Origin of the sequence: Sinorhizobium alkalisoli (assembly GCF_008932245.1) — a bacterium.
Lineage (GTDB): Bacteria > Pseudomonadota > Alphaproteobacteria > Rhizobiales > Rhizobiaceae > Sinorhizobium > Sinorhizobium alkalisoli.
In genome coordinates this window covers 3221488-3243881 of record NZ_CP034909.1, presented here as the reverse complement: position 1 = coordinate 3243881, position 22394 = coordinate 3221488, and the positions used below count along the sequence as shown (strand labels likewise).

24 protein-coding genes are annotated in these 22394 nt (G+C 63.3%); 16 read left to right on the top strand and 8 right to left on the bottom strand.

Features of this window, described 5'->3' with window-relative positions; genetic code table 11:
- Window positions 1–15: 15 nt before the first annotated feature.
- A complete protein-coding gene (locus EKH55_RS15595) occupies window positions 16–1206 on the top strand; it encodes an MFS transporter (protein ID WP_069458824.1) in 1191 nt (396 codons plus the stop codon).
- 135 nt (window positions 1207–1341) lie between these two features.
- Window positions 1342–2595: a flavodoxin-dependent (E)-4-hydroxy-3-methylbut-2-enyl-diphosphate synthase gene (gene ispG, locus EKH55_RS15590; RefSeq protein WP_069458823.1), complete on the top strand. Its 1254-nt coding sequence runs from the start codon at window positions 1342–1344 to the stop codon at window positions 2593–2595.
- Between the two features lie 149 nt (window positions 2596–2744).
- Here ispG and hisC read toward each other — a convergent pair whose 3' ends face one another.
- Window positions 2745–3800: a histidinol-phosphate transaminase gene (gene hisC / locus EKH55_RS15585; protein ID WP_069458822.1), complete on the bottom strand. Its 1056-nt coding sequence runs from the start codon at window positions 3798–3800 to the stop codon at window positions 2745–2747.
- A 6-nt stretch (window positions 3801–3806) separates the two neighbouring features.
- Window positions 3807–4721: a polyprenyl synthetase family protein gene (locus tag EKH55_RS15580; RefSeq protein WP_069458977.1), complete on the bottom strand. Its 915-nt coding sequence runs from the start codon at window positions 4719–4721 to the stop codon at window positions 3807–3809.
- Between the two features lie 137 nt (window positions 4722–4858).
- Between EKH55_RS15580 and mtgA the strand changes: the two genes are divergently transcribed.
- The 3 genes from mtgA to rpmF all read left to right on the top strand — a co-directional run bounded on the left by mtgA (window position 4859) and on the right by rpmF (window position 6709).
- Window positions 4859–5620 (top strand): monofunctional biosynthetic peptidoglycan transglycosylase, encoded by a 762-nt coding sequence (mtgA, locus tag EKH55_RS15575; RefSeq protein WP_083265337.1) that lies wholly within the window; start codon window positions 4859–4861, stop codon window positions 5618–5620.
- 77 nt (window positions 5621–5697) lie between these two features.
- Complete coding sequence (locus EKH55_RS15570) at window positions 5698–6345, top strand: glutathione S-transferase family protein (RefSeq protein ID WP_069458975.1); 648 nt, start codon at window positions 5698–5700, stop codon at window positions 6343–6345.
- A 178-nt stretch (window positions 6346–6523) separates the two neighbouring features.
- Window positions 6524–6709 (top strand): 50S ribosomal protein L32, encoded by a 186-nt coding sequence (gene rpmF, locus EKH55_RS15565; protein WP_003535764.1) that lies wholly within the window; start codon window positions 6524–6526, stop codon window positions 6707–6709.
- Between the two features lie 120 nt (window positions 6710–6829).
- Here rpmF and phaR read toward each other — a convergent pair whose 3' ends face one another.
- A complete protein-coding gene (gene phaR, locus EKH55_RS15560) occupies window positions 6830–7411 on the bottom strand; it encodes a polyhydroxyalkanoate synthesis repressor PhaR (RefSeq protein ID WP_069458821.1) in 582 nt (193 codons plus the stop codon).
- A gap of 224 nt (window positions 7412–7635) precedes the next feature.
- Here phaR and EKH55_RS15555 point away from each other — a divergent pair, with 224 nt between their 5' ends.
- The 10 genes from EKH55_RS15555 (at window position 7636) to EKH55_RS15515 (ending at window position 17587) form a co-directional block, all read left to right on the top strand.
- Window positions 7636–8817 (top strand): acetyl-CoA C-acetyltransferase, encoded by a 1182-nt coding sequence (locus EKH55_RS15555; protein WP_069458820.1) that lies wholly within the window; start codon window positions 7636–7638, stop codon window positions 8815–8817.
- An 11-nt stretch (window positions 8818–8828) separates the two neighbouring features.
- A complete protein-coding gene (locus EKH55_RS15550) occupies window positions 8829–9215 on the top strand; it encodes a hypothetical protein (protein WP_151611774.1) in 387 nt (128 codons plus the stop codon).
- Window positions 9212–9937, top strand: a complete 726-nt coding sequence (phbB, locus tag EKH55_RS15545; RefSeq protein WP_069458818.1) for a beta-ketoacyl-ACP reductase — start codon at window positions 9212–9214, stop codon at window positions 9935–9937. The genes EKH55_RS15550 and phbB overlap by 4 nt, the downstream gene beginning before the upstream one ends.
- A complete protein-coding gene (locus EKH55_RS30280; protein ID WP_427915846.1) occupies window positions 9853–10155 on the top strand; it encodes a YunG family protein in 303 nt (100 codons plus the stop codon). Before phbB ends, EKH55_RS30280 begins: the two co-directional genes overlap by 85 nt.
- Window positions 10053–10415, top strand: coding sequence for a YunG family protein (locus EKH55_RS15540; protein WP_106407845.1), 363 nt, complete (start codon window positions 10053–10055; stop codon window positions 10413–10415). Before EKH55_RS30280 ends, EKH55_RS15540 begins: the two co-directional genes overlap by 103 nt.
- 647 nt (window positions 10416–11062) lie before the next feature.
- A complete protein-coding gene (locus EKH55_RS15535) occupies window positions 11063–14011 on the top strand; it encodes a helicase-related protein (RefSeq protein ID WP_192803783.1) in 2949 nt (982 codons plus the stop codon).
- 8 nt (window positions 14012–14019) lie between these two features.
- On the top strand, window positions 14020–14430 hold the full coding sequence (locus EKH55_RS15530; protein ID WP_151611771.1) for an RNA-binding S4 domain-containing protein: 411 nt from the start codon (window positions 14020–14022) through the stop codon (window positions 14428–14430).
- A 413-nt stretch (window positions 14431–14843) separates the two neighbouring features.
- Window positions 14844–15182 (top strand): ferredoxin FdxA, encoded by a 339-nt coding sequence (gene fdxA / locus EKH55_RS15525; RefSeq protein WP_069458815.1) that lies wholly within the window; start codon window positions 14844–14846, stop codon window positions 15180–15182.
- 406 nt (window positions 15183–15588) lie between these two features.
- Window positions 15589–16158, top strand: coding sequence for a CarD family transcriptional regulator (locus EKH55_RS15520; RefSeq protein ID WP_151611770.1), 570 nt, complete (start codon window positions 15589–15591; stop codon window positions 16156–16158).
- Between the two features lie 562 nt (window positions 16159–16720).
- Window positions 16721–17587: an RNA polymerase factor sigma-32 gene (locus EKH55_RS15515; protein WP_151611769.1), complete on the top strand. Its 867-nt coding sequence runs from the start codon at window positions 16721–16723 to the stop codon at window positions 17585–17587.
- Between the two features lie 106 nt (window positions 17588–17693).
- On the opposite strand, the gene EKH55_RS15510 is transcribed toward EKH55_RS15515, so the two are convergent.
- From EKH55_RS15510 to rplS, 3 genes are all read right to left on the bottom strand, one after another.
- The gene (locus EKH55_RS15510) at window positions 17694–18515 is read right to left on the bottom strand and encodes an amino acid ABC transporter permease (protein WP_069458974.1); all 822 of its coding nucleotides are present in this window, start codon (window positions 18513–18515) and stop codon (window positions 17694–17696) included.
- A gap of 4 nt (window positions 18516–18519) precedes the next feature.
- Window positions 18520–19329, bottom strand: coding sequence for a basic amino acid ABC transporter substrate-binding protein (locus EKH55_RS15505; RefSeq protein ID WP_069458812.1), 810 nt, complete (start codon window positions 19327–19329; stop codon window positions 18520–18522).
- A gap of 216 nt (window positions 19330–19545) precedes the next feature.
- Entirely contained in the window at window positions 19546–20076 is a 531-nt protein-coding gene (rplS, locus tag EKH55_RS15500; RefSeq protein ID WP_069458811.1) for a 50S ribosomal protein L19, read from the bottom strand.
- A 267-nt stretch (window positions 20077–20343) separates the two neighbouring features.
- Here rplS and EKH55_RS15495 point away from each other — a divergent pair, with 267 nt between their 5' ends.
- Window positions 20344–21090, top strand: a complete 747-nt coding sequence (locus EKH55_RS15495; protein WP_069458973.1) for a sulfite exporter TauE/SafE family protein — start codon at window positions 20344–20346, stop codon at window positions 21088–21090.
- Here the strand turns inward: EKH55_RS15495 and trmD are convergent.
- A complete protein-coding gene (trmD, locus tag EKH55_RS15490) occupies window positions 21072–21776 on the bottom strand; it encodes a tRNA (guanosine(37)-N1)-methyltransferase TrmD (RefSeq protein ID WP_069458810.1) in 705 nt (234 codons plus the stop codon). The genes EKH55_RS15495 and trmD overlap by 19 nt on opposite strands.
- Before the next feature lie 7 nt (window positions 21777–21783).
- Complete coding sequence (gene rimM, locus EKH55_RS15485) at window positions 21784–22347, bottom strand: ribosome maturation factor RimM (RefSeq protein WP_151611768.1); 564 nt, start codon at window positions 22345–22347, stop codon at window positions 21784–21786.
- Window positions 22348–22394: the final 47 nt, after the last annotated feature.

Here is a 22394-nt window from a genome sequence, read left to right as displayed (position 1 = left end):
AGGAAGGCTGATCCCATGGACCAATATTCCGACAGTGCCCGGACCGGCATCCGCCAGGGCTATATGACGAGAAACCGGCTTGCCGTGTCGCTCCTGTTCCTGATGAATGGCTTCGTCACCGGCAGCTGGGCGCCCAAGATTCCGGAATTCAAGGATCGGCTCGGCATTGGCGAAAGCGTGCTCGGCCTGTTGATCCTGGTGTTTGGTGTCGGCTCGCTGGTGCTGATGCCGATCGCCGGCGGCTTCATCGCCCGCTTCGGTTCGGAAAAGGTGGCGAAGCTCACGGCGATCATTCTCTCGCCGCTGCTGCTTTTGCTGACGCTGGTGCCGAATGTCTGGACGGCCGCGACCGGCATGTTCCTGCTCGGGGGCTTTGTCGGCGCCATGGACGTGGCAATGAACGCCAATGCGGTGGAGGTCGAGAAGTCGATGCGGCGGGCGATCATGTCCTCCTGCCACGCCTATTGGAGCCTCGGCGGCTTGCTCGGCGCCGGGACCGGCGGCTTCCTGATGGCGCGCGTGGGCGTGCTGCCGCATGCGGTCGCGGTGACCCTGCTCTGTTTGGCAATCCTCGCCGTCGCCTGGCCGATGGTCCTCGCTGACAAGCCGCATCCGACGGCGGCGAGGCAGAAGCTCAGCCTGCCAAGGACGCCGCTGCCCTGGCTGATCGGCCTCATGGCGCTGTTCTCTATGGTGCCGGAGGGCGCGGTACTTGACTGGGGCGCGCTCTATCTCCGCAACGAACTCGGCGCCTCCATCGAGCTCTCCGGCTTCGGCTTCGCGGCCTTCTCGGCGACGATGGCCACCATGCGGTTTGCCGGCGACCATGTGCGCGACCGGCTGGGCGCGAAACGCACGCTGCGCATCTGCACGATGACGGCGCTTGTCGGCCTCGTCCTTGCCGGACTCGCGCCCAATGCGGCGCTGGCGATTCTCGGCTTCGCCATTGCCGGCATCGGCATTTCCAACATGGTGCCGATCGCCTTCTCCGCCGCCGGCAACATGCCTGGCCTGCAGCCGGGAATCGGGCTCGCGGTCGCCACCACCATGGGCTATTCCGGCATGCTCTTCGCCCCGTCGCTGATCGGCTTCATAGCGGAGCACAGCGGTTTCGCCGTGATCTTCACCTTCATCCCGGTCCTTTTCGTCGTCGTGCTGCTGCTGTCGCAGCACGCTTCCCACGCCGACCACGGCCGGGAACAATGACGGCGGCGTGCCATCAATTCGCCGTCAGCGCGTGCTGTGGGCGTTGACAAGCGGGTTTTCCTTCGCCACCTGAAACGCGAAAGCGTGTGACGCGGCTTTCCGGCCGGAATTGCGCAATACCAAGAAGAGGCCTTCATGTCTTCTGCCTTCGACTTCGAGCCCAAGCCGCGCCGTGCCTCGGTCGCCGTCGATGTCGGCGGCGTGATCGTCGGCGGCGGCGCGCCGGTCGCCGTCCAATCGATGACCAATACGGACACGGCCGATGTCGATGCGACCGTCGCTCAGGTGGCGGCGCTTTACAGGGCTGGTTCGGAGCTGGTGCGGATCACGGTCGACCGGGACGAGAGTGCCGCCGCGGTGCCGAAGATTCGCGAGCGGCTGTTGCGCCTTGGCATGGATGTGCCGCTCGTCGGCGACTTCCACTATATCGGCCACAAACTCTTGGCCGACCATCCGGCCTGTGCCGAGGCGCTCGCAAAATACCGCATCAATCCGGGCAATGTCGGCTTCAAGGACAAAAAGGACAAGCAGTTCGCCGAGATCATCGAAATGGCGATGCGTTACGACAAGCCGGTGCGCATCGGAGTGAACTGGGGTTCGCTCGACCAGGAACTCCTGACCCGGCTGATGGACGATAACAAGGCCGATGGCTCGCCCATGACGGCGCAGCAGGTGACCCGAGAGACGATCGTGCAGTCGGCTCTCATCTCGGCGGAACTGGCCGAAGAGCTTGGCTTGCCGCGCAACCGCATCATACTCTCCGCCAAGGTTTCGGGCGTGCAGGATCTGATCGCCGTCTATGCCATGCTCGCCTCGCGCTCCGACCATGCGCTGCATCTGGGCTTGACCGAGGCCGGCATGGGCACCAAGGGGATCGTCGCCTCCTCGGCCTCGCTCGGCATTCTAATGCAGCAGGGCATCGGCGATACGATCCGGATCTCGCTGACGCCGGAGCCCGGTGGCGACCGCACCCGCGAGGTGCAGGTGGCGCAGGAGCTCCTGCAGGTCATGGGGTTCCGCCAGTTTGTCCCGGTCGTTGCCGCCTGCCCCGGCTGCGGCCGCACGACGTCCACCGTCTTCCAGGAACTAGCCCAGAAGATCGAGGAGGACATCCGGGCCAGCATGCCGGTCTGGCGCGAAAAATATCCGGGTGTCGAGGCGCTAAAGGTCGCCGTCATGGGCTGCATCGTGAACGGTCCCGGCGAAAGCAAGCACGCCGACATCGGCATTTCGCTGCCCGGCACCGGCGAGACGCCGGCCGCGCCCGTCTTCGTCGACGGCCAGAAGGCGATGACGCTACGCGGTCCCAAGATCGCCGAGGAATTCCAGTTGCTCGTCTCCGACTATATCGAGAAACGCTTCGGCCGCGGCCAGGCGGCGGCGGAGTAGATATAGGAGCTAATCTCCTCAAATACTTACCCGTCCGGATTGCCCCTCATCCGGCCTATCGGCCACCTTCTCCCCGCATGCGGGGCGAAGGGGACTCGCGGCGAGCGCCGGCGCAAAGTCCTCTCCCCAGTTGCGGGGCAAAGACCGGCCTAAAGAATCTCGTCAAGCGCCGCAATCAGCCTGGCACATTCGGCGTCCGTTCCGATCGTGATGCGCAGGAAATCCTCGATCCGCGGCTTGGCGAAATGGCGGACGATCACGGCGCGTTCGCGCAGCTTGGCGGCGAGCGTCCGGCCGGCATGGTCCGGATGTCGGGCGAAGACGAAATTCGCCTGGGACGGCAGGACCTCGAATCCGCGCTCTTCCAGTTCCCGGATGAGTTCCGCCCTCGTGGCGATGATCTTGCCGCGCGTTTCGTCGAACCAAACCTCATCCCTGATCGCGGCAATGGCGCCGGCCTGGGCGGCGCGTCCGAGCGGGTAGGAATTGAAGCTGTCCTTGACGCGTTCGAGCGCGTCGACCAGCGGTCGCTGGCCGATGGCGAAACCGACGCGCAAGCCCGCGAGAGCGCGCGATTTCGAGAAGGTCTGCACCACGAGCAGGTTCTCGTATTTCGGCACGAGCGCGACCGCCGACTCGCCGCCGAAGTCGACATAGGCCTCGTCGATCACCACCGGCTGCTCCGGGTGCTCGGCGACCAGCCGTTCGATCTCCGCAAGCGGCATGCCGATACCGGTCGGCGCATTGGGATTCGGAAGGATGATGGCGCCCGCGGGGCGGCGATAATCGGCAATATCGATACGGAAAGCGTCGTTGAGCGGCACCTCGACCGCTTCGATACCGAAGAGGCCGGCATAGGTCGGATAGAAGCTGTAGGAAATATCCGGAAAGAGCAGCGGCGGGTCGTGTTTCAGAAGCGCGGCGAAGGTGTGCGCCAATACTTCGTCGGAGCCGTTGCCGACGAAGACCTCGTTGGCGGAGACGCCGTACCGTTCGGCGATCGCCTGCCTCAGGCCCTGTGCGACCGGATCCGGATAGAGCCGCATATCCTCGCTTGCCGCGGCTCGGATCGCTTCCAGCGCCTTTTCCGAGGGCCCATAGGGGCTTTCATTGGTGTTGAGCTTGACGAGGTTGGCGATGCGCGGCTGCTCGCCCGGCACATAGGGCTTCAGTTCGGATACGATCGGCGACCAGAATTTACTCATGAGCGGTCAGCTCCTGCGATTGGCGATGAAGCGTGCGGTTTCGGCAAGGATAGTGGATCGGGCGCCATAGGGGGCGAGCAGGCCTTCCGCTTCGGCCACCAGTCTTTCGAGCTCGCGCTCGGCCCAGGACTGACCGTGAAGCGCAACCAGAGTGCCCTTGCCGCGGGCGGCGTCCTTGCCGGTGGCCTTGCCCATTGCCTTGGCGTCGGCCGTCAGGTCGAGCAGGTCGTCGGCAAGCTGGAACGCAAGGCCGATCTTGTCGCCGAAGGCGCGCAGCCGCCGGCGGTCGTCGACGCTCGCATCGGCTATGATCGCCCCGGCCTCGCAGGCAAAGCGGATCAGCGCCCCGGTCTTCATCGCCTGCAGTGTGACGATGCCGGCCTCGTCCGGTGCCGTCCTCTCGGCGGCAAGGTCGAGCGCCTGGCCGCCGGCCATGCCGCCATGGCCGGAAGCCCGGGCAAGCGCAAGCACGAGCCCTGTCTTCTGCCGGTCCGATAGCGGCGTTTCCGGTGCGGCAATAATGTCGAAGGCGTAGGTCAGCAGGCTGTCGCCCGCAAGGATGGCGGTCGCTTCGTCAAAGGCGATATGCACCGTCGGCTGCCCGCGACGCAACTCGTCGTCATCCATCGCCGGCAGGTCGTCATGGACGAGGGAATAGCAGTGCACGCATTCCAGCGCCGCACCAACCCTCAAGGCCGCCCCGGCATCGCCGTGGAGAAGGGCGGTGCTTTCAGCAACGAGGAAGGGGCGCAGCCGCTTTCCGCCATTGAGCACGCCATGGCGCATGGCGTCGAGCAGGACCGCCGGGCGGGCGATTTCGTTTTCGAGCGGGACGGGCCCGAGAAGTGTCGCAAGCAGGCTCTCGACCGCCTGCGCATCGCATTTCAGCCGTGCCTCGAAGGATGGTGTCTCGTCTGTCATGAAAGGCTCTTTGGCACGGGCCGAAGCGGCTTTCAACGGGCTTTCGCGTCGCATTCGCCGGGGATGAGCGCATCCAAGACTTGTCTTTTGCAACAAGGCCGTTCAACTTTCGGCCTCCGTGAAATAAGAAAGCGGAAATGGACAGAGGGTCGAACAGCCAGGCCGTGGACATCATTTCGGAAAAACGCGAGGGGGGCGAGATGTCTGCCGGCCGAGGATCTGCCCTGCGCGGCGCCTGGCGGCGCCTCCTCCGTCTCGCCGTCTTTCTCCTCTTGCTGCCCTATCTCCTGGTCTTCTTCTATCTCGCCGAGTTCGTTCATCCGGTTTCGACCTTGATGCTGCGCGACCTCGTGTTGCTGCGCGGCTATGACCGGCAATGGGTCGAGTTCGAGAAGATCGCGCCGGTCCTCGTGCAATCGGTGATGATGTCCGAGGATGGTCAGTTCTGCGCGCACACGGGCGTGGACTGGGTACAGATGCGCGGTGTGGTCGCGGATGCGCTCGATGGCGCGCAGACGCGCGGCGCCAGCACCATTCCGATGCAGACGGTCAAGAATCTCTATCTCTGGAACGGCCGCTCCTTCGTCCGCAAGGCGCTGGAAGTGCCGCTGGCGATCGCCGCCGACTTCGTCTGGAGCAAGCGGCGCATGATGGAGATCTACCTGAACGTCGCCGAGTGGGGCGACGGGATCTACGGCGTCGAAGCGGCCGCGCGCCATTATTTCGGCGTTCCGGCGGCAAAGCTCTCGCGCCGTCAGGCGGCGCTGCTCGCCGTCGCACTGCCCAATCCGGTCGACCGCAATGCCGGCAAGCCCGGGCGAGGCCTCAGGCGGCTTGCCTCGGTGATCGAGCGCCGCGCCAGCCAATCCCGCGACTACATCACATGTCTTTATGATTGAGATGAAGGCAATTCATTGGTCCTCCCGCCGCTGATGTGGCAAGGCTGGCTGCCGAAAAGATGAACGGAGACAGGATCATGGCCAAGCTCGTGCTTTACGTCGGCAACAAGAATTATTCCTCCTGGTCGCTGAGGCCGTGGCTGGCGCTCGAAGCCTGCGGCGTCTCGTTCGAAGATGTGGTCATCCCCTTCGACTTTCCCGCCGGAAATCCGCGCTTCAGCGAGATTTCGCCGACAGGCCGCGTGCCGGTGCTGCACCACGGCGATGTGCGGGTCTGGGAGTCGCTGGCGATCATCGAATATGTGGCGGAGCTCTACCCCGAAGCGGGCCTCTGGCCGGAGGCGCTGGAGGATCGCGCCCGCGCGCGCAGCTATTCAATGGAGATGCTCTCCGGTTTCCGGGCGCTGCGCGGCGCCTGCCCCATGAACATCCGCAGGCCGCGCCAGGCGATCGCCCTTCCCGACGGGGTGGCGGCCGACGTCGCGCGGATCGAAGCGATCTGGCGCGAGGCGATCACCCGCTCCGGCGGCCCGTTCCTGTTTGGCCGTTTCACCGCCGCCGACGCGATGTTCGCGCCGGTCGTCAATCGCTTCGACATCTACGAACTCGTGACGGATCCATCGACGCTTGCCTATATGGAGGCGGTCAGGACGCATCCGGCCTTCCGGAAGTGGGAAGAGGCGGCGAGAGCCGAACCCTGGATTGTTCCCGAGGACGAAGCATGATGCTCTCGAAGCTGGGCTGAGGCCCCGCCGCCGGCGCAAAGTCGAAAATTTGCGTGCGGGGACTGGTCAAACGGTGGTCGGCCATGTATAAGCGCGCGGAATTTCCGAGATCGACATCTGTTTGACCCGGCCATTTTCGGCTGCTGAACAGTGTTTTGCCCGATAAGTGGAGAATGAAATGGCTGTACCGAAAAGAAAAACGAGCCCGTCCAAGCGTGGCATGCGCCGTTCCGCCGACGCCCTCAAGGCTCCGACCTACATCGAAGACAAGAACTCCGGTGAACTTCGCCGTCCGCACCACATCGATCTGAAGACCGGCATGTATCGCGGGCGCCAGGTCCTGACGCCGAAGGAAAACGCATAAGCGTTTCCACTGCGGATAGATTGGAAGGGGTCGGCATTGCCGGCCCTTTTTCTATTGGCGGCAGGTGTAGTCGCATTGGACCGGATCGCGCCCGAAAGCCCCTCCCCTTAGGGGAGGGGTTCAGCCCAGGTTATCGAGCTTCGTCTGGAGCGCGCGCAGCTGCTCCTTGAGATCGTCGATGTCCTTGGCCTCGGGCTTCTTCGTCTCCTTGGCTGGAGGGGCGGCGGCCATGAAAGGGGAGAACATCTGCATTGCCTGATGGAACATTTCGGTGTTGCGCCGGACCTGTTCCTCGACGAGTTGCAGCGGCACCTGCAGGTTCTTGCCGAGCGGCGTGTCGCCGAAGGCCTTGTTGATCTGCTCGCGCATCTGCGCCTGCTGCTCGGTGAAGGCCTGCATCGAGTGTTCGAGGTAGCTTGGCACGACCATCTGCATCTGGTCGCCGTAGAAGGAGATCAGCTGGCGCAGAAAGGAGACCGGCAGGAGCGTGTTACCGGTCTTCGACTCCTGCTCGAAAATGATCTGCGTCAGTACGGAATGGGTGATGTCCTCGCCCGACTTGGCATCTTGGACGATGAAGTCCTCGCCCCGCTTCACCATCACGGCCAGGTCGTCCAAGGTTACGTAGGTGCTCGTCCCGGTGTTGTAGAGGCGCCGGTTGGCATATTTCTTGATAACGATCTGGCCATCGCTCTTCGCCATCAGGCTCTCCTCTTACCCATGGTCCCGTCTTTATTGTGTTTTTCAGAGTATCCGCAAAAGAGCGCCGCTGACAATCTCTTTGTGCGATGCGGCGACGCGGGTGCAAAAATATGATGAAACGGCCGAATCGTGAAGCTTTTGTATCGCTTCATCAAGGCGTTTGACTTGCGCGCGCGGCTTTGCCAGTCTGGCCGGCGAGGCCAAGCAAGAAGAGGAAACGTCCCATGAGCAATCCCTCCATCGTGATCGCCAGTGCCGCCCGTACCGCCGTCGGGTCCTTCAACGGCGCCTTCGGCAATACGCCCGCCCATGAACTCGGCGCAGCCGCCATCAAGGCGGTGCTCGAGCGCGCCGGCGTCGAGGCGGCAGAGGTGGACGAGGTGATCCTCGGCCAGGTCCTGCCCGCCGGCGAAGGGCAGAATCCGGCCCGCCAGGCGGCGATGAAGGCCGGTCTCCCGCAGGAGAAGACCGCCTGGGGCATGAACCAGCTTTGCGGTTCCGGCCTCCGGGCCGTGGCGCTCGGCATGCAGCAGATCGCGACCGGCGATGCAAATATCATCGTGGCCGGCGGCATGGAATCCATGTCGATGGCACCCCATTGCGCCCATCTTCGCGGCGGCGTGAAAATGGGCGACTTCAAGATGATCGACACGATGATCAAGGACGGCCTGACGGACGCCTTCTATGGCTATCACATGGGCATCACGGCCGAGAACGTCGCGCGCAAATGGCAACTGACGCGCGAGGAGCAGGACGAATTCGCGCTTCGCTCCCAGAACAAGGCCGAGGACGCCCAGAAGGCCGGCCGGTTCGCCGACGAAATCGTCCCCTTCATCGTCAAGACCCGCAAGGGCGACGTCACGGTCGATCAGGACGAATATATCCGCCACGGCGCCACGCTCGATTCCATTGCAAAGCTCAGGCCTGCCTTCGACAAGGACGGCACGGTCACGGCCGGCAATGCCTCGGGTCTCAATGACGGCGCGGCCGCGACGCTCTTGATGACGGAAGCGGAGGCCGGAAGGCGCGGCGTCCAGCCGCTTGCCCGCATCGTCTCTTGGGCGACGGCCGGCGTCGATCCGCAGATCATGGGAACCGGCCCGATCCCCGCCTCGCGCAAGGCGCTCGAAAAGGCCGGCTGGTCGGTCGGCGACGTCGAGCTCGTCGAGGCGAACGAGGCCTTTGCGGCGCAGGCCTGCGCCGTCAACAAGGACCTCGGCTGGGATCCGTCGATCGTCAACGTCAATGGCGGCGCGATTGCGATCGGCCATCCTATCGGCGCCTCCGGCGCGCGCGTCCTCAACACGCTGCTCTTCGAAATGAAGCGGCGCGGCGTCTCCAAGGGTCTCGCCACGCTTTGCATCGGCGGCGGCATGGGCGTTGCCATGTGCGTGGAACGCATGTAGGCGGCCGCCGCATGCCGGGCGCCGGGCGGCCAAGCAGGATTCGGATTGCCTTTCTCGCCGTCGGCCTCTCGTCTGTCGCCACATCGACGACGGCTGCGGAGTTCAACGAGGCGCGAGTGGTCCAATGCATGATGGACCACTCGACGGCGGACCATGAAGCCGTCTTCAAGAAGCTCATGATCGCGGTCCTCACCGAGGACGACGGCGGCGTCAAGTCGTCCCTGGTGCAGATGACGAGCAGAATCATGGATCTCGCGCTGACGAAGTGCGAGGTCGGCATATCCTCACTCTCGACCCCTGCCTTCCAGGCGGCAGCCAAGCTCTACGGTCAGCAGATGGGCGAGAATGATGAAAAATGCATTCGCAAAACTGAATTAGTCGAGGGAGGCGAAAGATGAGCAGAGTAGCATTGGTAACGGGCGGGTCCCGCGGCATCGGCGCTGCGATCTCGGTCGCGCTGCAGGCGGCAGGCTATAAGGTGGCCGCGACCTACGCCGGCAATGACGAAAAGGCCCAGGCCTTTAAGCAGGAGACCGGGATTCCGGTCTACAAATGGGATGTTTCCAACTATCAGGCCTGCGCCGACGGTATCGCCAAGGTGGAGGCCGATCTCGGGCCGATCGATATCCTCGTCAACAATGCCGGGATCACCCGCGACGCGATGTTCCACAAGATGACGCCCGAGCAATGGGGAGAGGTGATCAACACCAACCTCACGGGCCTCTTCAACATGACGCACCCGATCTGGTCCGGCATGCGCGACCGCGGGTTCGGTCGCATCGTCAATATCTCTTCGATCAACGGCCAGAAGGGACAGATGGGCCAGGCGAACTATTCGGCCGCCAAGGCCGGCGACCTCGGCTTCACCAAGGCGCTCGCGCAGGAGGGCGCCGCGAAAGGGATCACCGTCAACGCGATTTGCCCGGGATATATCGGCACCGAGATGGTGCGTGCGGTTCCGGAAAAGGTGCTCAACGAAAGGATCATCCCGCAGATCCCCGTCGGGCGCCTCGGCGAGCCGGAGGAGATCGCCCGCTGCGTCGTGTTCCTGGCGTCCGACGATGCCGGCTTCATCACAGGCTCGACGATTTCGGCAAATGGCGGACAGTACTTCGCCTGATCGAGCGGAGAGGGCGGCGGGGATCTACCGTCGCCGCTCTCAAGCAGGCGCTGGAGCACGTCTGGTCGCCGACGAGCTCCAGCAAATATTCGGTCGAGAATCCTGCGCGCGGCCAATGCAGCGTTACCGCGATAGCGCATCGGCCCGAAAATCGTACCCGATTTTCGAAAAGCTCGATGCGCAGATTCAAAGAGTTACAGCGACCTTTGCGCGTCTGAAGACGCGCGGCGCTGTAGTGGTTCAGGACCTTTTCGGCGGCGAAATCCTGAAGACCCGCACCGGCGCGGGTATGCACTTCTACAATCGGATCGACGGCGAGCGGCATGATCTGACGCTCTCGCAGTTCGACGAGCCGATCCAGTTCGACGATGTTGCGTCGACACGCGACGAGGCCTTCGCGGACACGTCCGATGCCCAATATCGAGCCCTTAAGGAAGGTCTCGACCTGTTCTGTCGAGGTTTACTCCGTCCTGGCTAGCGCCTTGGCGCCCTCATGCCTTGTATGGGCTTCGGGATCAGCCAGGGAAGCGCCTCTCCTTGGTCGGCATACGTTGAGCGCGAAGCATTTCAGACCTCGCGCATGGGCAATGTGCATCTATATCTTGTAGGGAACAAAAACGGAAAATTTGTCTATCGGCGAGTCTCCCTTTATGCGCCGATCGATTCCGGGATGCTGCGGCGGCGATTCTCATTCCCCGATCTTCCGAGTCTCGATCCGAATCAGGTGAAAAATTTTTCAGGTATTCAAGACTCTTGGATTCCGAATCCTTTGCGCCGAGTCCCGACGCGGCGACGAAGAAATTGCCGTCAAGGGCCCCTGAGCCCACATGGTCGTTACAGATTCAGCATCTCGTGTGAATCCGCCACGGACGGTCTACATATAGCGGTGAACATACAGTGAATCATTGCGAATAGCGATTCGTCGCCGATTCGTTCCGCGGCTGTTCCAAATGTCAACATTGCGGAACGGTATGGAGACGCTAGATATGGGCCAGCGCCAGTCGCATTTAATCGCTCGCGCCCCTTGCGTTTGGCCCTGCGCATGGGCATCTGTTTCCGGCCGGGGCGCGAGCGCGCGCCGGCTCGTTGAGACTGCCCGGGATCGATACCTTGTCCTTTCAATCCATGATCCTGAGCGGCCGCGGCGTGACCGCGGTGCTCGGGCCCACCAATACCGGCAAGACGCATTACGCGATCGAGCGCATGGTGGCGCATGACAGCGGCGTCATCGGGCTGCCGCTGCGATTGCTCGCGCGCGAAGTCTATACGCGTCTCGTCGAGAAGGTCGGCCATCACAATGTCGCACTGATCACCGGCGAGGAAAAGATCTCGCCGCATCGGGCCCGCTATTCGGTCTGCACCGTCGAAGCCATGCCGCGCGAGACGACAGCCTCCTTCGTCGCGATCGACGAGGTGCAACTCGCGGGTGACCTGGAACGCGGCCATATCTTCACCGACCGGCTCCTGCATCTGCGTGGTCGAGGCGAGACGCTGCTCCTCGGTGCCGCGACCATGCGGCCGATCCTGGAGCATCTCCTGCCCGGCATCACCGTCGTCGAGCGGCCGCGCATGTCGCAACTGCTCTATGCCGGCTCCAAGAAGATCACGCGGCTGCCGAACCGCTCGGCGATCGTCGCCTTTTCGGCCGATGAGGTCTATGCGATCGCCGAGCTCATCCGGCGCCAGCGCGGCGGTGCGGCCGTGGTCCTCGGCGCGCTTTCGCCGCGTACCCGCAATGCCCAGGTCGCGCTCTACCAGGAGGGGGACGTCGACTATCTGGTGGCGACGGACGCGATCGGCATGGGTCTCAATCTCGACGTCGATCACGTCGCCTTTGCCCAGGATCGCAAGTTCGACGGATACCAGTACCGCAACCTCAACCCGGCGGAACTCGCCCAGGTCGCGGGGCGCGCCGGCCGCCATGTCCGCGACGGGTCCTTCGGCGTGACGGGACGCGTCGATCCGTTCGAGGACGAACTCGTCCATCGCATCGAATCACATGAGTTCGACCCGGTGCGGGTGCTGCAATGGCGTTCCAAGGCGCTCGACTTCTCCTCGCTGAAGGCGCTGAAGATGAGTCTCGAGGCGGCGCCTGCCGTTTCCGGGCTTGCCCGCGCACTTCCGGCCGTCGACCAGCAGGCGCTGGAGCACCTGGCGCGCTATCCCGAGGTGGCGGATGTCGCAACCACGGCGGAGCGGGTCGAGAAGCTGTGGGAAGCCTGCGCGCTGCCCGATTATCGTCGCATCACGCCGGCGCAGCATGCCGACCTGATCTCGACGATCTATGCGGACCTTGTTCGTGACGGCCGGGTCAATGAAGACTTCATGGCCGAGCAGGTTCGCCGCGCCGATCACACGGACGGCGAGATCGACACACTTTCGGCGCGAATTGCGCAGATCAGGACCTGGACCTATGTGTCCAACCGGCCCGGGTGGCTTGCCGATCCGACACACTGGCAAGAAAAGACGCGGGAAATCGAGGATCGATTGTCCGACGCGTTGCATGAAAGGTTGACGAAACGCTTTGTTGATCGCAGGACATCTGTGCTCATGAAGCGCCTGAGAGAGAATGCGATGCTGGAAGCAGAAATCAGTGTGAATGGGGATGTCTTCGTCGAGGGGCACCATGTTGGTCAGCTAACCGGGTTCCGGTTCACCCTGGCCGCCGGCGAAGGGGCGGATGCAAAAGCTGTTCAGGGCGCCGCCCAGAAGGCGCTGGCGCTGGAATTCGAGGCGCGTGCCGCTCGTCTTTACGCGGCCGGCAATGGCGATCTGGCGCTGTCCTCGGACGGCCTCGTGCGCTGGCTCGGCGATCCCGTCGCGCGGCTTACCGCCAGCGACCACGTCATGCGTCCCCGCGTTATCCTGCTCGCCGACGAGCAGCTCCAGGCCAATGCCCGCGAGCATGTGCTGGCCCGCATCGAACGCTTCGTCAATCATCACATCAGCACGGTGCTCAAGCCGCTGGACGATATTTCCCGCGCGGAGGATCTCGAAGGACTCGCCAAGGGGCTTGCCTTCCAACTCGTCGAGAATCTCGGCGTGCTCTTCCGCCGAGATGTCGCGGATGAGGTGAAGTCGCTCGATCAAGAAAGCCGCGCCTCGATCCGTAAATACGGGGTCCGCTTCGGCGCCTATCACATCTTCCTGCCGGCGCTCCTGAAGCCGGCGCCGGCGGAGCTCATCACGCTGCTCTGGGCGTTGAAGAACGACGGACTCGACAAGCCCGGCTATGGCGAACTGATCCCGATGCTCGCCGCCGGCCGCACCTCGGTTGTCGCCGACCCGTCCTTCGAGCGGACGTTCTACAAGCTCGCGGGCTTTCGCTATCTCGGCAAGCGCGCGGTCCGGATCGACATATTGGAGCGCCTTGCCGACCTCATCCGTCCGCTCCTGCAATGGGCGCCGGGGACGACGCCGCGTCCGGACGGCGCCTATGACGGCCGCCGCTTCATGGCGACGACCTCTATGCTCTCAATCCTGGGCGCGACGCCGGACGACATGGAGGAGATCCTGAAGGGTCTCGGCTATCGCGCGGACGTGGTCACCGCGGAGGAGGCGGCAAGCTTCCTTGCGGGCGACGACGGTGCGACAGCCGACGCGGCTGCCGCCGCGGAAGCTGCTCCGGAGCAGAGCGAAATCGATGTTGCGACGGATGCCTTGGACGAGGCGCCGGCGGATGCTCCGGCCGCGCAAACCCCGGGCGAAGGCGCGGTCGCGCCGGCCGAAGCGGAGGACCCGGCGGAACCGAAGCCGGTGCTTCTGTGGCGTCCAGGCACACGCCAGGACAACCAACGGGCGGGCGGACGCCATCAGGGCGACCAGCGCCGCGGCGGTCAGCGCCATGGCGAACGCCATGGTAAGGCTGACGGTCGCGAGGGCGGACGCAAGAGCGGCGGACCGGCGCGTGGAAAGGCACAGGACGGCAAGCCGGGTGGCCAGCGCAAGGAGCGTCAGGATCGCCATGATCGCGGCGGCAAGTTCGAGGGACGCCCGCCGCGCAAGGAAAAGCCACTCGATCCGGATTCGCCTTTCGCGAAGCTCGCCGCTCTCAAGGAGCAGCTGAAGAAATAGGCGAAGTCATGGAGAAACAGCCAACGTCCCCGCCCGCAATGCGCCAGCGGCTCGACAAGTGGCTGTTCTTCGCCCGGCTCATCAAGTCGCGGTCGCTTGCGCAGAAGGCGATCGAAGCCGGCCATGTGGCGGTGAACGGCACACGGGAAATACAATCCTCTGCCCAGGTCAGGGCGGGCGACATGCTGGAGCTGTCGCTCGAGCAGCGCGATCTCGTCGTGCGGGTGCTCTTGCCGGGAACTCGGCGGGGGCCCTATGAAGAGGCCCGGCTGCTTTACGAAGATCTGACGCCGCCGGTCGCCACACGGAAACGGACGCCCTTCGAGCAGGCGACGCGCGAGCGCGGCGCCGGGCGACCGACCAAGAGGGAGCGTCGCGAAACGGACCGCCTGAAGCCCGGTTCCGACGACCGGGATTAGGGCCGGCACCTGCAGCGCCGCACGTCTTTTCGGACGCGCAAAGGTCGCGCAACCCTTTGAATCTGTGCATTGAGCTTCCCAAAAGTCGGGTACGACATTCAGGCCGATGCAATAGCTCCGGCGCGCTCCCGACCCGGGGTGGCCGTTTGGGTCCTGCCGGGGTAGATGGCGTTTTGGGCGTGGCGATCCGAAAGCGTGGCGGCGGCGGAAAAGTCTGCTCATTCCGCGGCAAATCGCGCATGGATAATTCTTGCAAAGGACGTCCAAAGCCTTTACGTCACAAGCCACGTTGGGTGGCATTCGGGTCTGCTTCGGCAGCTATGCGCGCCGGACATTCCTAGCATGTGCGGACGACAGGGCATCACCGTCAATTGCCGTCTGCCATCAAATGTGAGCATTGGCTGGAGTACCTCATGACGTATGTCGTGACCGACAATTGCATTCGCTGCAAATATACGGACTGTGTGGAAGTCTGCCCGGTGGATTGCTTCTACGAAGGCGAGAACTTCCTCGTCATCCACCCTGATGAATGCATCGACTGCGGCGTGTGCGAACCGGAATGTCCCGCTGGCGCGATCAAGCCGGACACCGAGCCTGGCCTGGACATGTGGTTGAAATTGAACGCTGATTTTTCCACTAAGTGGCCGAACATCACGGTCAAGCGGGAGCCGATGCCCGAGGCCAAGGAGATGGACGGCGTCGAAGGGAAATACGAACAGTATTTCTCCCCGGAGCCGGGGCAAGGCGACTGAGGCCGGCGGCCGCTTCGTTCGTCGCGGCTGACCAAGGTTAAGAGATGCAGGGACGAAATGTGGGGAAATCCCCGCCGGCCCGTGACCGGTGCGAGCGTGGCTGCTTGATCGTTGCCATGCAGCAAATTATTGATTTCGGCAGTTTTTTGTGATAGGTTCCGCACACTGATCCACAGAGGGTGCTTTTGCGCGCCCGAAAACCAGCACGAAAGCAAACGATCTCCACGACGCGGCACTCTTCAAATACGCAACGTTTCGTTGCTTGTGATTGCGGCGTATGTGGCTGTTTGTGTTTCGTCGGACGGAGCAGGATGGACCCCACCCGGCGGTATCCCCGTCTATCCGGGCCTCACCGACCCGGCCCGGCCTCTTGAGGCCGGTGCGCAACAGGGAGTGTTTGAAACGAATGACGACCCAGCAGAAAAAATCTTCAACGCGCCAAGGCTTCAAGACCGGTGAATCGATTGTGTATCCGGCCCATGGTGTTGGCCAGATCGTCGCGATCGAGGAGCAGGAAGTTGCGGGCATGAAGCTCGAGCTTTTTGTCATCGATTTCGAGAAGGACAAGATGCGCCTCAAGGTGCCGGTGGCAAAAGCCGTCAGCATCGGCATGCGTAAGTTGTCCGAGACCGATTTCGTTGATCGCGCGTTGAAGGTTGTGCAGGGCAAGGCTCGCGTCAAGCGGACCATGTGGTCGCGGCGCGCCCAGGAATACGACGCCAAGATCAACTCCGGCGATCTGATATCCATTGCGGAAGTGGTGCGCGACCTCTATCGCGCGGAGAACCAGCCGGAACAGTCCTATTCCGAGCGCCAGCTCTATGAAGCCGCTCTGGACCGCATGGCACGCGAGATCGCGGCGGTGAACAGGATGTCGGAAACGGAAGCCGTGCGCCTCGTGGAAGCGAACCTCAATAAGGGGCCGAAGCGCGGCAAGGCCGTCGAAGAGGACGATGCCCAGGACGAGGCCGCTTAATCATCCGGATCGGCGACGGTTCCTTGGGAACGGCGCACCCGCGTTGACGCGGGCAAAACTTCTCGACCTGCACTTACCAAGACACCAGAAAGCCCGGCTCAGTGCCGGGCTTTCTATTTTTCACTGCAACAGCGGGTCCGGTCCCGCTGCCTGTCTCCTTATCGACTTCGGTTTTTCGCATCGGCCCGAATATCGGATCCGATTTCTTGGCATGCAGCAATTCAAAGAAAAGAAAAGGGGCCGTTGCGCGTCCGATTACATTTGAAAGGTCGATGTGGTTGCGCCCACAGCAAGAATACCGCCGTGTAGGCCCTTGCCCGCTGCAATCAAAAATCGTGCATCCGATGGAACTTTTCGCTGTCGCGTACGTTTGACGTTAACGGGACGGTTCTACGCCCGGGCGATCTGGCTCTGTGACTTCTCACCGTTTCAGGTTCGTATTTCGATTTAGGGCGCTCTCTTATTTCGTCAAGTCGTGCCCATTTCCGTCATCGCCGAACGCTGCCGGCGGCGTTTGGTCCCTATTCACGGCGAGGCGTTCGGCGCCAATACGGAGCAATCGATGAAGACTCTCACAGCAGACCGGCGTTTGATCAAGATCGCCATGGATGCCCCCTATCTGGAGCGGGACGAAGAGCATGCGCTGGCAGAAGCCTGGCGATACGACCACGATCAGGAGGCCCGCAACAAGATTGCCATGTCGCATATGCGTCTGGTTGTCGCAATGGCAGCGAAATTCCGCAGCTTCGGTCTGCCCATGGGCGACCTGGTCCAGGAGGGTCATATCGGCCTCCTGGAGGCGGCCGCGCGTTTCGAGCCGAGCCGGGAGGTACGCTTCTCCACCTATGCCACCTGGTGGATCCGGGCCTCGATGCAGGATTATGTCTTGCGCAATTGGTCGATCGTCAGAGGCGGCACCAGTTCGGCGCAGAAGGCGCTGTTCTTCAATTTGCGCCGGCTGAGAGCCCGGCTGGCCCAAGGGGACCGGCAGCTTACATCGCAGGCGATGCATGAGGAAATCGCCGTCGCTCTCGGCGTCAGTCTCGCGGACGTCCAGACCATGGATGCGCGCCTTTCCGGCAACGACGCGTCGTTGCAGGCGCCGGTTGGGCACGGCGACGCGGAGGGCGGCGCGCGCCTCGATTTCCTTCCAAGCGACGCGCCGCTGCCAGACGAGCAGGTCAGCGAGACGATCGACGGCGAACGCGCGCGCCGCTGGCTGCACAGCGCGCTCGGCGAACTCAGCGAGCGCGAAATGAAGATCATCCGTGCGCGGCGGCTGTCGGAGGACGGAGCGACACTCGAAGAACTGGGGGTCGCTCTCGGCATATCGAAGGAACGCGTGCGCCAGATCGAAACGAGGGCGCTCGAAAAGCTGCGCGCGGCGCTCGCCGCCAGGGCGCCTGCGCTGACCTCAGGCATGCATTAGCTTGGCGCATTGGCCCGAAATTCGTACCCGATTTTCGGGCGCCGTTGCGCAGGTTCAAAGAGTTGCAGCAAGCTTTGCGCGTCTGAAGAGACGCGCGGCGCTTCCACTACCGTGCCTGCGCCCGGCGCAGCCGCCGCTCGAGCGCCCTTAATGCGAGCGACAGCCCGATCGTCAGGATCAGGTAGACATAGGCGACGATCGAATAGGTCTCGAAGAAGCGGAAGGAGCCAGAGGCGTAGATCTTTCCCATCTGCGTGATGTCGGCGACGCCGAGCACGGAAACGAGCGAGGAATCCTTCACCATTGCCACGAAATCATTGCCGAGCGGTGGCAGGATGACGCGGATCGCCTGCGGAAAGACCACAAGGCGGAAGCGCTGAAAGCGCGAGAGCCCGAGCGCCATCGCGGCCTCGACCTGCCCCTTGTCGACCGATTGGATGCCGGCGCGAAAGACCTCGGCGATGAAGGCCGAATAGCCGATCATCAGCGCGATGATCGCCCGCCACATCAGCGATATGTCGCGAACGACCAGCGGCTCCATCCATCCTGCCGAAATGATCGGCGCCGCCAGGAAATTGGCCGCAACCACAAGCGCCGGCGCCCCGACGAAGGCGATATAGAAGAGCAGGACGAGGATCGGCACGCCACGGATGACCTCCGTATAGAAGCGCGCGACCTGGCGGAGCGCCACGTGCTCGGAAAGGGCCATCAGGGCGATGCCAAGGCCCAGCACGGTCGCAAGCGCAAAGCCCGCAAGCGTGACGAAGACGGTCACGCCTATGCCCTTGAGCACGACGCCGAAGACCTGTGTAAATATCTCGTTGGTGACGATGACCGCAGCAAGAAGAGCGGCGATCGCGAGAAGGGCGACCAGCCACCACGGATAGTCGCCCTTCCCGGATGTGCCGGATGATTTGACTGGAGCCAAGCGATCAGCCACCCATTTTGTAGTCGAGGAACCACTTCTTGTTCAACGCCTCGAAGGTGCCGTCCTCCTTGAGCGCCTTGATGGCGGCATTGACCGGGGCGACAAGATCGGAGCCCTTCGGGAAGATGAAACCGAAGTCCTCGGTGCCAAGCGGCTCGCCGACCACCTTCAGCTTGCCTTCGGACGCGTCGACGTAACCCTGTGCGGCGACGCTGTCGGTCAGCACCAGATCGACGTCGCCGGCCTTGAGCGCCTGGACGGTGGCGCCGAAGGTCTCGAACAACTTGATGCGCGGGTTCTGCTCGTTGCCGTCGAGAATCTCGTAGACGGCCGTATAAAAAGGCGAAGTGCCCGGCTGCGCGCCGATCAGCGCATCCTCGACCGTGGCGAAGCTTTTGGCGTCGTTGAAGCGCGCCTCGTCGCTGCGCACCAGCATGAATTGCTGGGAGCGCATATAGGGATCGGAGAAATCCACCTTCTCCTTGCGGTCGTCCTTGATGGTGATGCCGGTCATGCCGATCTGGTACTGGCCGTCGGAAACCGCCTGGATCATGGCGTCCCAGCTGACGTTCTGATACTCGACCTTGAAGTTCAGCCGCTTGGCGATCTCGTTCATGGCGTCGTATTCCCAGCCGACTGCCTTGCCGCTCTGCGGGTCGACGAATTGCAGCGGGGGATAGGCGTTCTCGGTGGCGACGACGACCGTTCTGCCGCCGAGATCCGGCAGGTCGCTGGCGACAGCGGGCGCGGAGAAGGCGAAGGGAAGGGCGAGGGCGGCGGCGATGCCCGCAAGCACCTGGCGGCGGATTGTCATGGAAGGTACTCCTGGAAATTTATGGCGACAGAAGATGTCACGAAATTTCAGGGGAATACAAGCCAAATGGGTCGCGGAGATTCGAGGTTGCCAGGCTTGTGGTAGGCCCTCTTCGCGGGTGGAGCGGGATTTGGGCCGAGACTGTTGCGCATTGATCCCCAAATAAAGAAGGCGGCCCGAGGCCGCCTTCCTGCAAATCCCGGAAAATGCGATTTCTTATTCTGCGGCGTTTTCCGCTGCATTTGCCTCGGCAGCGGCCTTCTCGGCGGCCTCGGCGGCTGCCTTTTCGGCGGCGAGCGCCTGGGCGGCTGCAACCTTTTCAGCCTCGATGCGAGCCTTTTCCTCGGCAACTGCCTGACGCTCGGCTTCGTTCAGCTTGCGGGCGCGCGTGCCGGTGTTCTCGACGATACGGGCCGACTTGCCGCGGCGGTCGCGCAGGTAGTAGAGCTTGGCGCGGCGGACCTTACCGCGGCGAACCACGTCTACACTTTCGACGAGCGGCGAGTAGACCGGGAAGACGCGCTCTACGCCTTCGCCATAGGAGATCTTGCGAACGGTGAAGCTCTCGTTGATGCCGCCGCCGGAGCGGGCGATGCAGACGCCTTCATAGGCCTGGACGCGGGTACGGTTGCCTTCGACGACGCGGACGTTGACGCGCACGGTGTCGCCGGCGGAGAATTCCGGAAGGGTGCGCTTGGCGGCGATCTTGGCGGCCTGTTCGGCTTCCAGCTGCTGGATGATGTTCATCGGTCTAAACCTTTGCTTTTCTGAAACAGCCAGAGCGCTCTCGACCGGCCCGTCGGATTCCTTCGGGCCTTGCCCGGTCGGGCAGGAGCGGTTTCACCATTCTTTGTTTATGGTCGTCTTTGTTTACGGTCTCGGGCAAGAACCCGAACCGGGCCGGCACATACACCAAACGGGCCCGCTTGTCATCCCCGAAAGCGGAATTTCTCGGTGCTTGCAGCCGATATCGCAAGCGGCTATCCCGATGTCCAGGCCGTTCGGGGGGAGATGATGACGCTATTCCATGTGCTACTGCTGTTCGTTGCCGGATTTCTGTCCGGCGTCGTCAATGCCATCGCTGGCGGCGGCACGTTTCTCACCTTCGGCGCCATGACGCTCGGCGGTCTGCCGCCAATCGTCGCCAATGCGACCTCCTCGATCATCCAGTTGCCCGGCTATGTCACGTCGGCGCTCGCCTATGCCAAGGAGATCCGCGCCGATCGTCGCAACGCGATCGTCCTGGGACTTATCTCGGCGATCGGCGGACTTGCGGGGGCGCTGATCCTCCTGTCGCTCTCCAATCCGTCCTTCCGCGCCATGGTGCCCTGGCTGCTGATTGCCGCCACCGCGATCTTCGCCGCTGGGCCCCTGTTGAAGCCGAAGGCGCGCAGCGACGAGCACAGGATCGGCCCGCTGGGCGTCGCAAGCCAGATGGCGACCTCGGTCTATGGCGGCTTCTTCGGGGCCGGCATGGGGATCATGATGCTTGCGGTGCTCGGACTTGCGACCGGCGGTGGCTATCACCGGCTGAACGCGCTCAAAAACTTCATCTCGATCGTGATTGCCACGATCGCGATCTTCGTCTTCGCGGCGGGTGGCGTCGTTTCCTGGCTGCACGCGGCGATCATGGTGCCGGGCGCGGCACTTGGCGGCTATTCAGGCGTCTGGGCGGCGCGGCGGGTTCCCCAATCGGTGATCCGCGCGCTCGTCGTGGCCGTCGGCCTGCTGCTGGCCGCCTATTATTTCTTCACGGGCTGAGCCGGATCACGCTTCAGAAGGTCCGGACGGCGCTCCTCCGTCAGCCGCCGCGCCTCGGCCTCGCGCCATCTGGCGATTGCCCCGTGGTTTCCGGAGGTCAGTACCGCCGGGATCTCCTGACCTTCGAAGACCTGCGGCCGCGTATAGTGCGGGTGCTCCAGCAATCCGCCCTCGAAGCTCTCATGCACGCCGGAAAGGTCGTTGCCCATCACCCCCGGTAGGATGCGCACGACCGCATCGAGCAGCACCAGCGCCGCCGGCTCGCCGCCGGAGAGGATGTAGTCGCCGATTGAGATCTCCTCGAGCTGGCGCGTATCGATGACGCGCTGGTCGACTCCCTCGAAGCGGCCGCAGACGATGACCGCGCCGGGGCCGCTCGCAAGCTCACGCACCCGTGCCTGGGTCAGCGGCCGCCCGCGCGGGCTCATCAACAGGCGCGGCCGATCGTCATCCGACGAGACATGATCGATGGCGCGGGCAAGCACATCGGGTTTCAGTACCATGCCGGCGCCGCCGCCGGCCGGCGTGTCGTCGACGGTGCGGTGCTTGTCCTCGGCGTGATCGCGGATCTGCACGGCCTCGATCGACCATTGCCCGCGTTCGAGCGCCTTGCCGGCAAGGGACAGGCCGAGATGCCCCGGGAACATCTCCGGATAAAGCGTCAGCACCGTCGCGCGAAAGGACATTGCCGTCTCACTTGCGCTTGGTGGGGAAGGATTTGCCGATACCCTCGTCCTTGTCGTCGACCAGGCCCGCGGCTACCGGGTCGACCAGCAGCTTGCCGGCCTCCAGGTCGATTTCCAGAACCGACCATTCGGTGAAGGGAATGAGCACCGGTCTTCTGCCCGGGCCTTTCAGTTCCAGAAGGTCGCCGGCGCCGAAATCGAAAACGCCCGTCACCGAGCCGTAGCTCTTTCCGGCGCTGTCGACAGCTTCCAGGCCTTCGAGGTCCGCATAGAAGAACTCGTCCTCTTCGAGGTCATCGTCGGGGAGGTTGTCGCGCTCGATGAAGAGTTCGAGCCCGTTCAGCGCCTCGGCAGCAGTCCGGTCGTTGATGCCGCGGAAACGCACGATGACGACGTTTTTTGCCTCGCGGACTTCCAGGATCTCGAAGACGCGGCCGTCGTCGCTGTGCAGATGGCCGTAATCACCGAGCGCGGTCGGATCGTCCGTGTAGGATTTCAACCGGACTTCGCCGCGCAGGCCTTGCGCTGCACCGATCGTCGCCATCAGGACAGGGTTCTTGAGTGTCGTCATCGCCGGCATCCATGCGGGGTCTTGTGGGCTGCACATAAAGCAAAACG

Bases quoted from the DNA above. Each gene is read 5' to 3' on its own strand.
- trmD (WP_069458810.1), bottom strand. From the start codon at position 21,776: ATGTCCTTTCGCGCGACGGTGCTGACGCTTTATCCGGAGATGTTCCCG.
- EKH55_RS15540 (WP_106407845.1), top strand. From the start codon at position 10,053: ATGCAGCGTTACCGCGATAGCGCATCGGCCCGAAAATCGTACCCGATT.
- fdxA (WP_069458815.1), top strand. From the start codon at position 14,844: ATGACGTATGTCGTGACCGACAATTGCATTCGCTGCAAATATACGGAC.
- phaR (WP_069458821.1), bottom strand. From the start codon at position 7,411: ATGGCGAAGAGCGATGGCCAGATCGTTATCAAGAAATATGCCAACCGG.
- ispG (WP_069458823.1), top strand. From the start codon at position 1,342: ATGTCTTCTGCCTTCGACTTCGAGCCCAAGCCGCGCCGTGCCTCGGTC.
- mtgA (WP_083265337.1), top strand. From the start codon at position 4,859: ATGGACAGAGGGTCGAACAGCCAGGCCGTGGACATCATTTCGGAAAAA.
- EKH55_RS15555 (WP_069458820.1), top strand. From the start codon at position 7,636: ATGAGCAATCCCTCCATCGTGATCGCCAGTGCCGCCCGTACCGCCGTC.
- EKH55_RS15535 (WP_192803783.1), top strand. From the start codon at position 11,063: ATGATCCTGAGCGGCCGCGGCGTGACCGCGGTGCTCGGGCCCACCAAT.
- rpmF (WP_003535764.1), top strand. From the start codon at position 6,524: ATGGCTGTACCGAAAAGAAAAACGAGCCCGTCCAAGCGTGGCATGCGC.
- EKH55_RS15530 (WP_151611771.1), top strand. From the start codon at position 14,020: ATGGAGAAACAGCCAACGTCCCCGCCCGCAATGCGCCAGCGGCTCGAC.
- rplS (WP_069458811.1), bottom strand. From the start codon at position 20,076: ATGAACATCATCCAGCAGCTGGAAGCCGAACAGGCCGCCAAGATCGCC.
- EKH55_RS15505 (WP_069458812.1), bottom strand. From the start codon at position 19,329: ATGACAATCCGCCGCCAGGTGCTTGCGGGCATCGCCGCCGCCCTCGCC.
- EKH55_RS15595 (WP_069458824.1), top strand. From the start codon at position 16: ATGGACCAATATTCCGACAGTGCCCGGACCGGCATCCGCCAGGGCTAT.
- rimM (WP_151611768.1), bottom strand. From the start codon at position 22,347: ATGACGACACTCAAGAACCCTGTCCTGATGGCGACGATCGGTGCAGCG.
- EKH55_RS15515 (WP_151611769.1), top strand. From the start codon at position 16,721: ATGAAGACTCTCACAGCAGACCGGCGTTTGATCAAGATCGCCATGGAT.
- EKH55_RS15580 (WP_069458977.1), bottom strand. From the start codon at position 4,721: ATGACAGACGAGACACCATCCTTCGAGGCACGGCTGAAATGCGATGCG.
- EKH55_RS15520 (WP_151611770.1), top strand. From the start codon at position 15,589: ATGACGACCCAGCAGAAAAAATCTTCAACGCGCCAAGGCTTCAAGACC.
- EKH55_RS15550 (WP_151611774.1), top strand. From the start codon at position 8,829: ATGCCGGGCGCCGGGCGGCCAAGCAGGATTCGGATTGCCTTTCTCGCC.
- EKH55_RS15495 (WP_069458973.1), top strand. From the start codon at position 20,344: ATGACGCTATTCCATGTGCTACTGCTGTTCGTTGCCGGATTTCTGTCC.
- EKH55_RS15570 (WP_069458975.1), top strand. From the start codon at position 5,698: ATGGCCAAGCTCGTGCTTTACGTCGGCAACAAGAATTATTCCTCCTGG.
- hisC (WP_069458822.1), bottom strand. From the start codon at position 3,800: ATGAGTAAATTCTGGTCGCCGATCGTATCCGAACTGAAGCCCTATGTG.
- phbB (WP_069458818.1), top strand. From the start codon at position 9,212: ATGAGCAGAGTAGCATTGGTAACGGGCGGGTCCCGCGGCATCGGCGCT.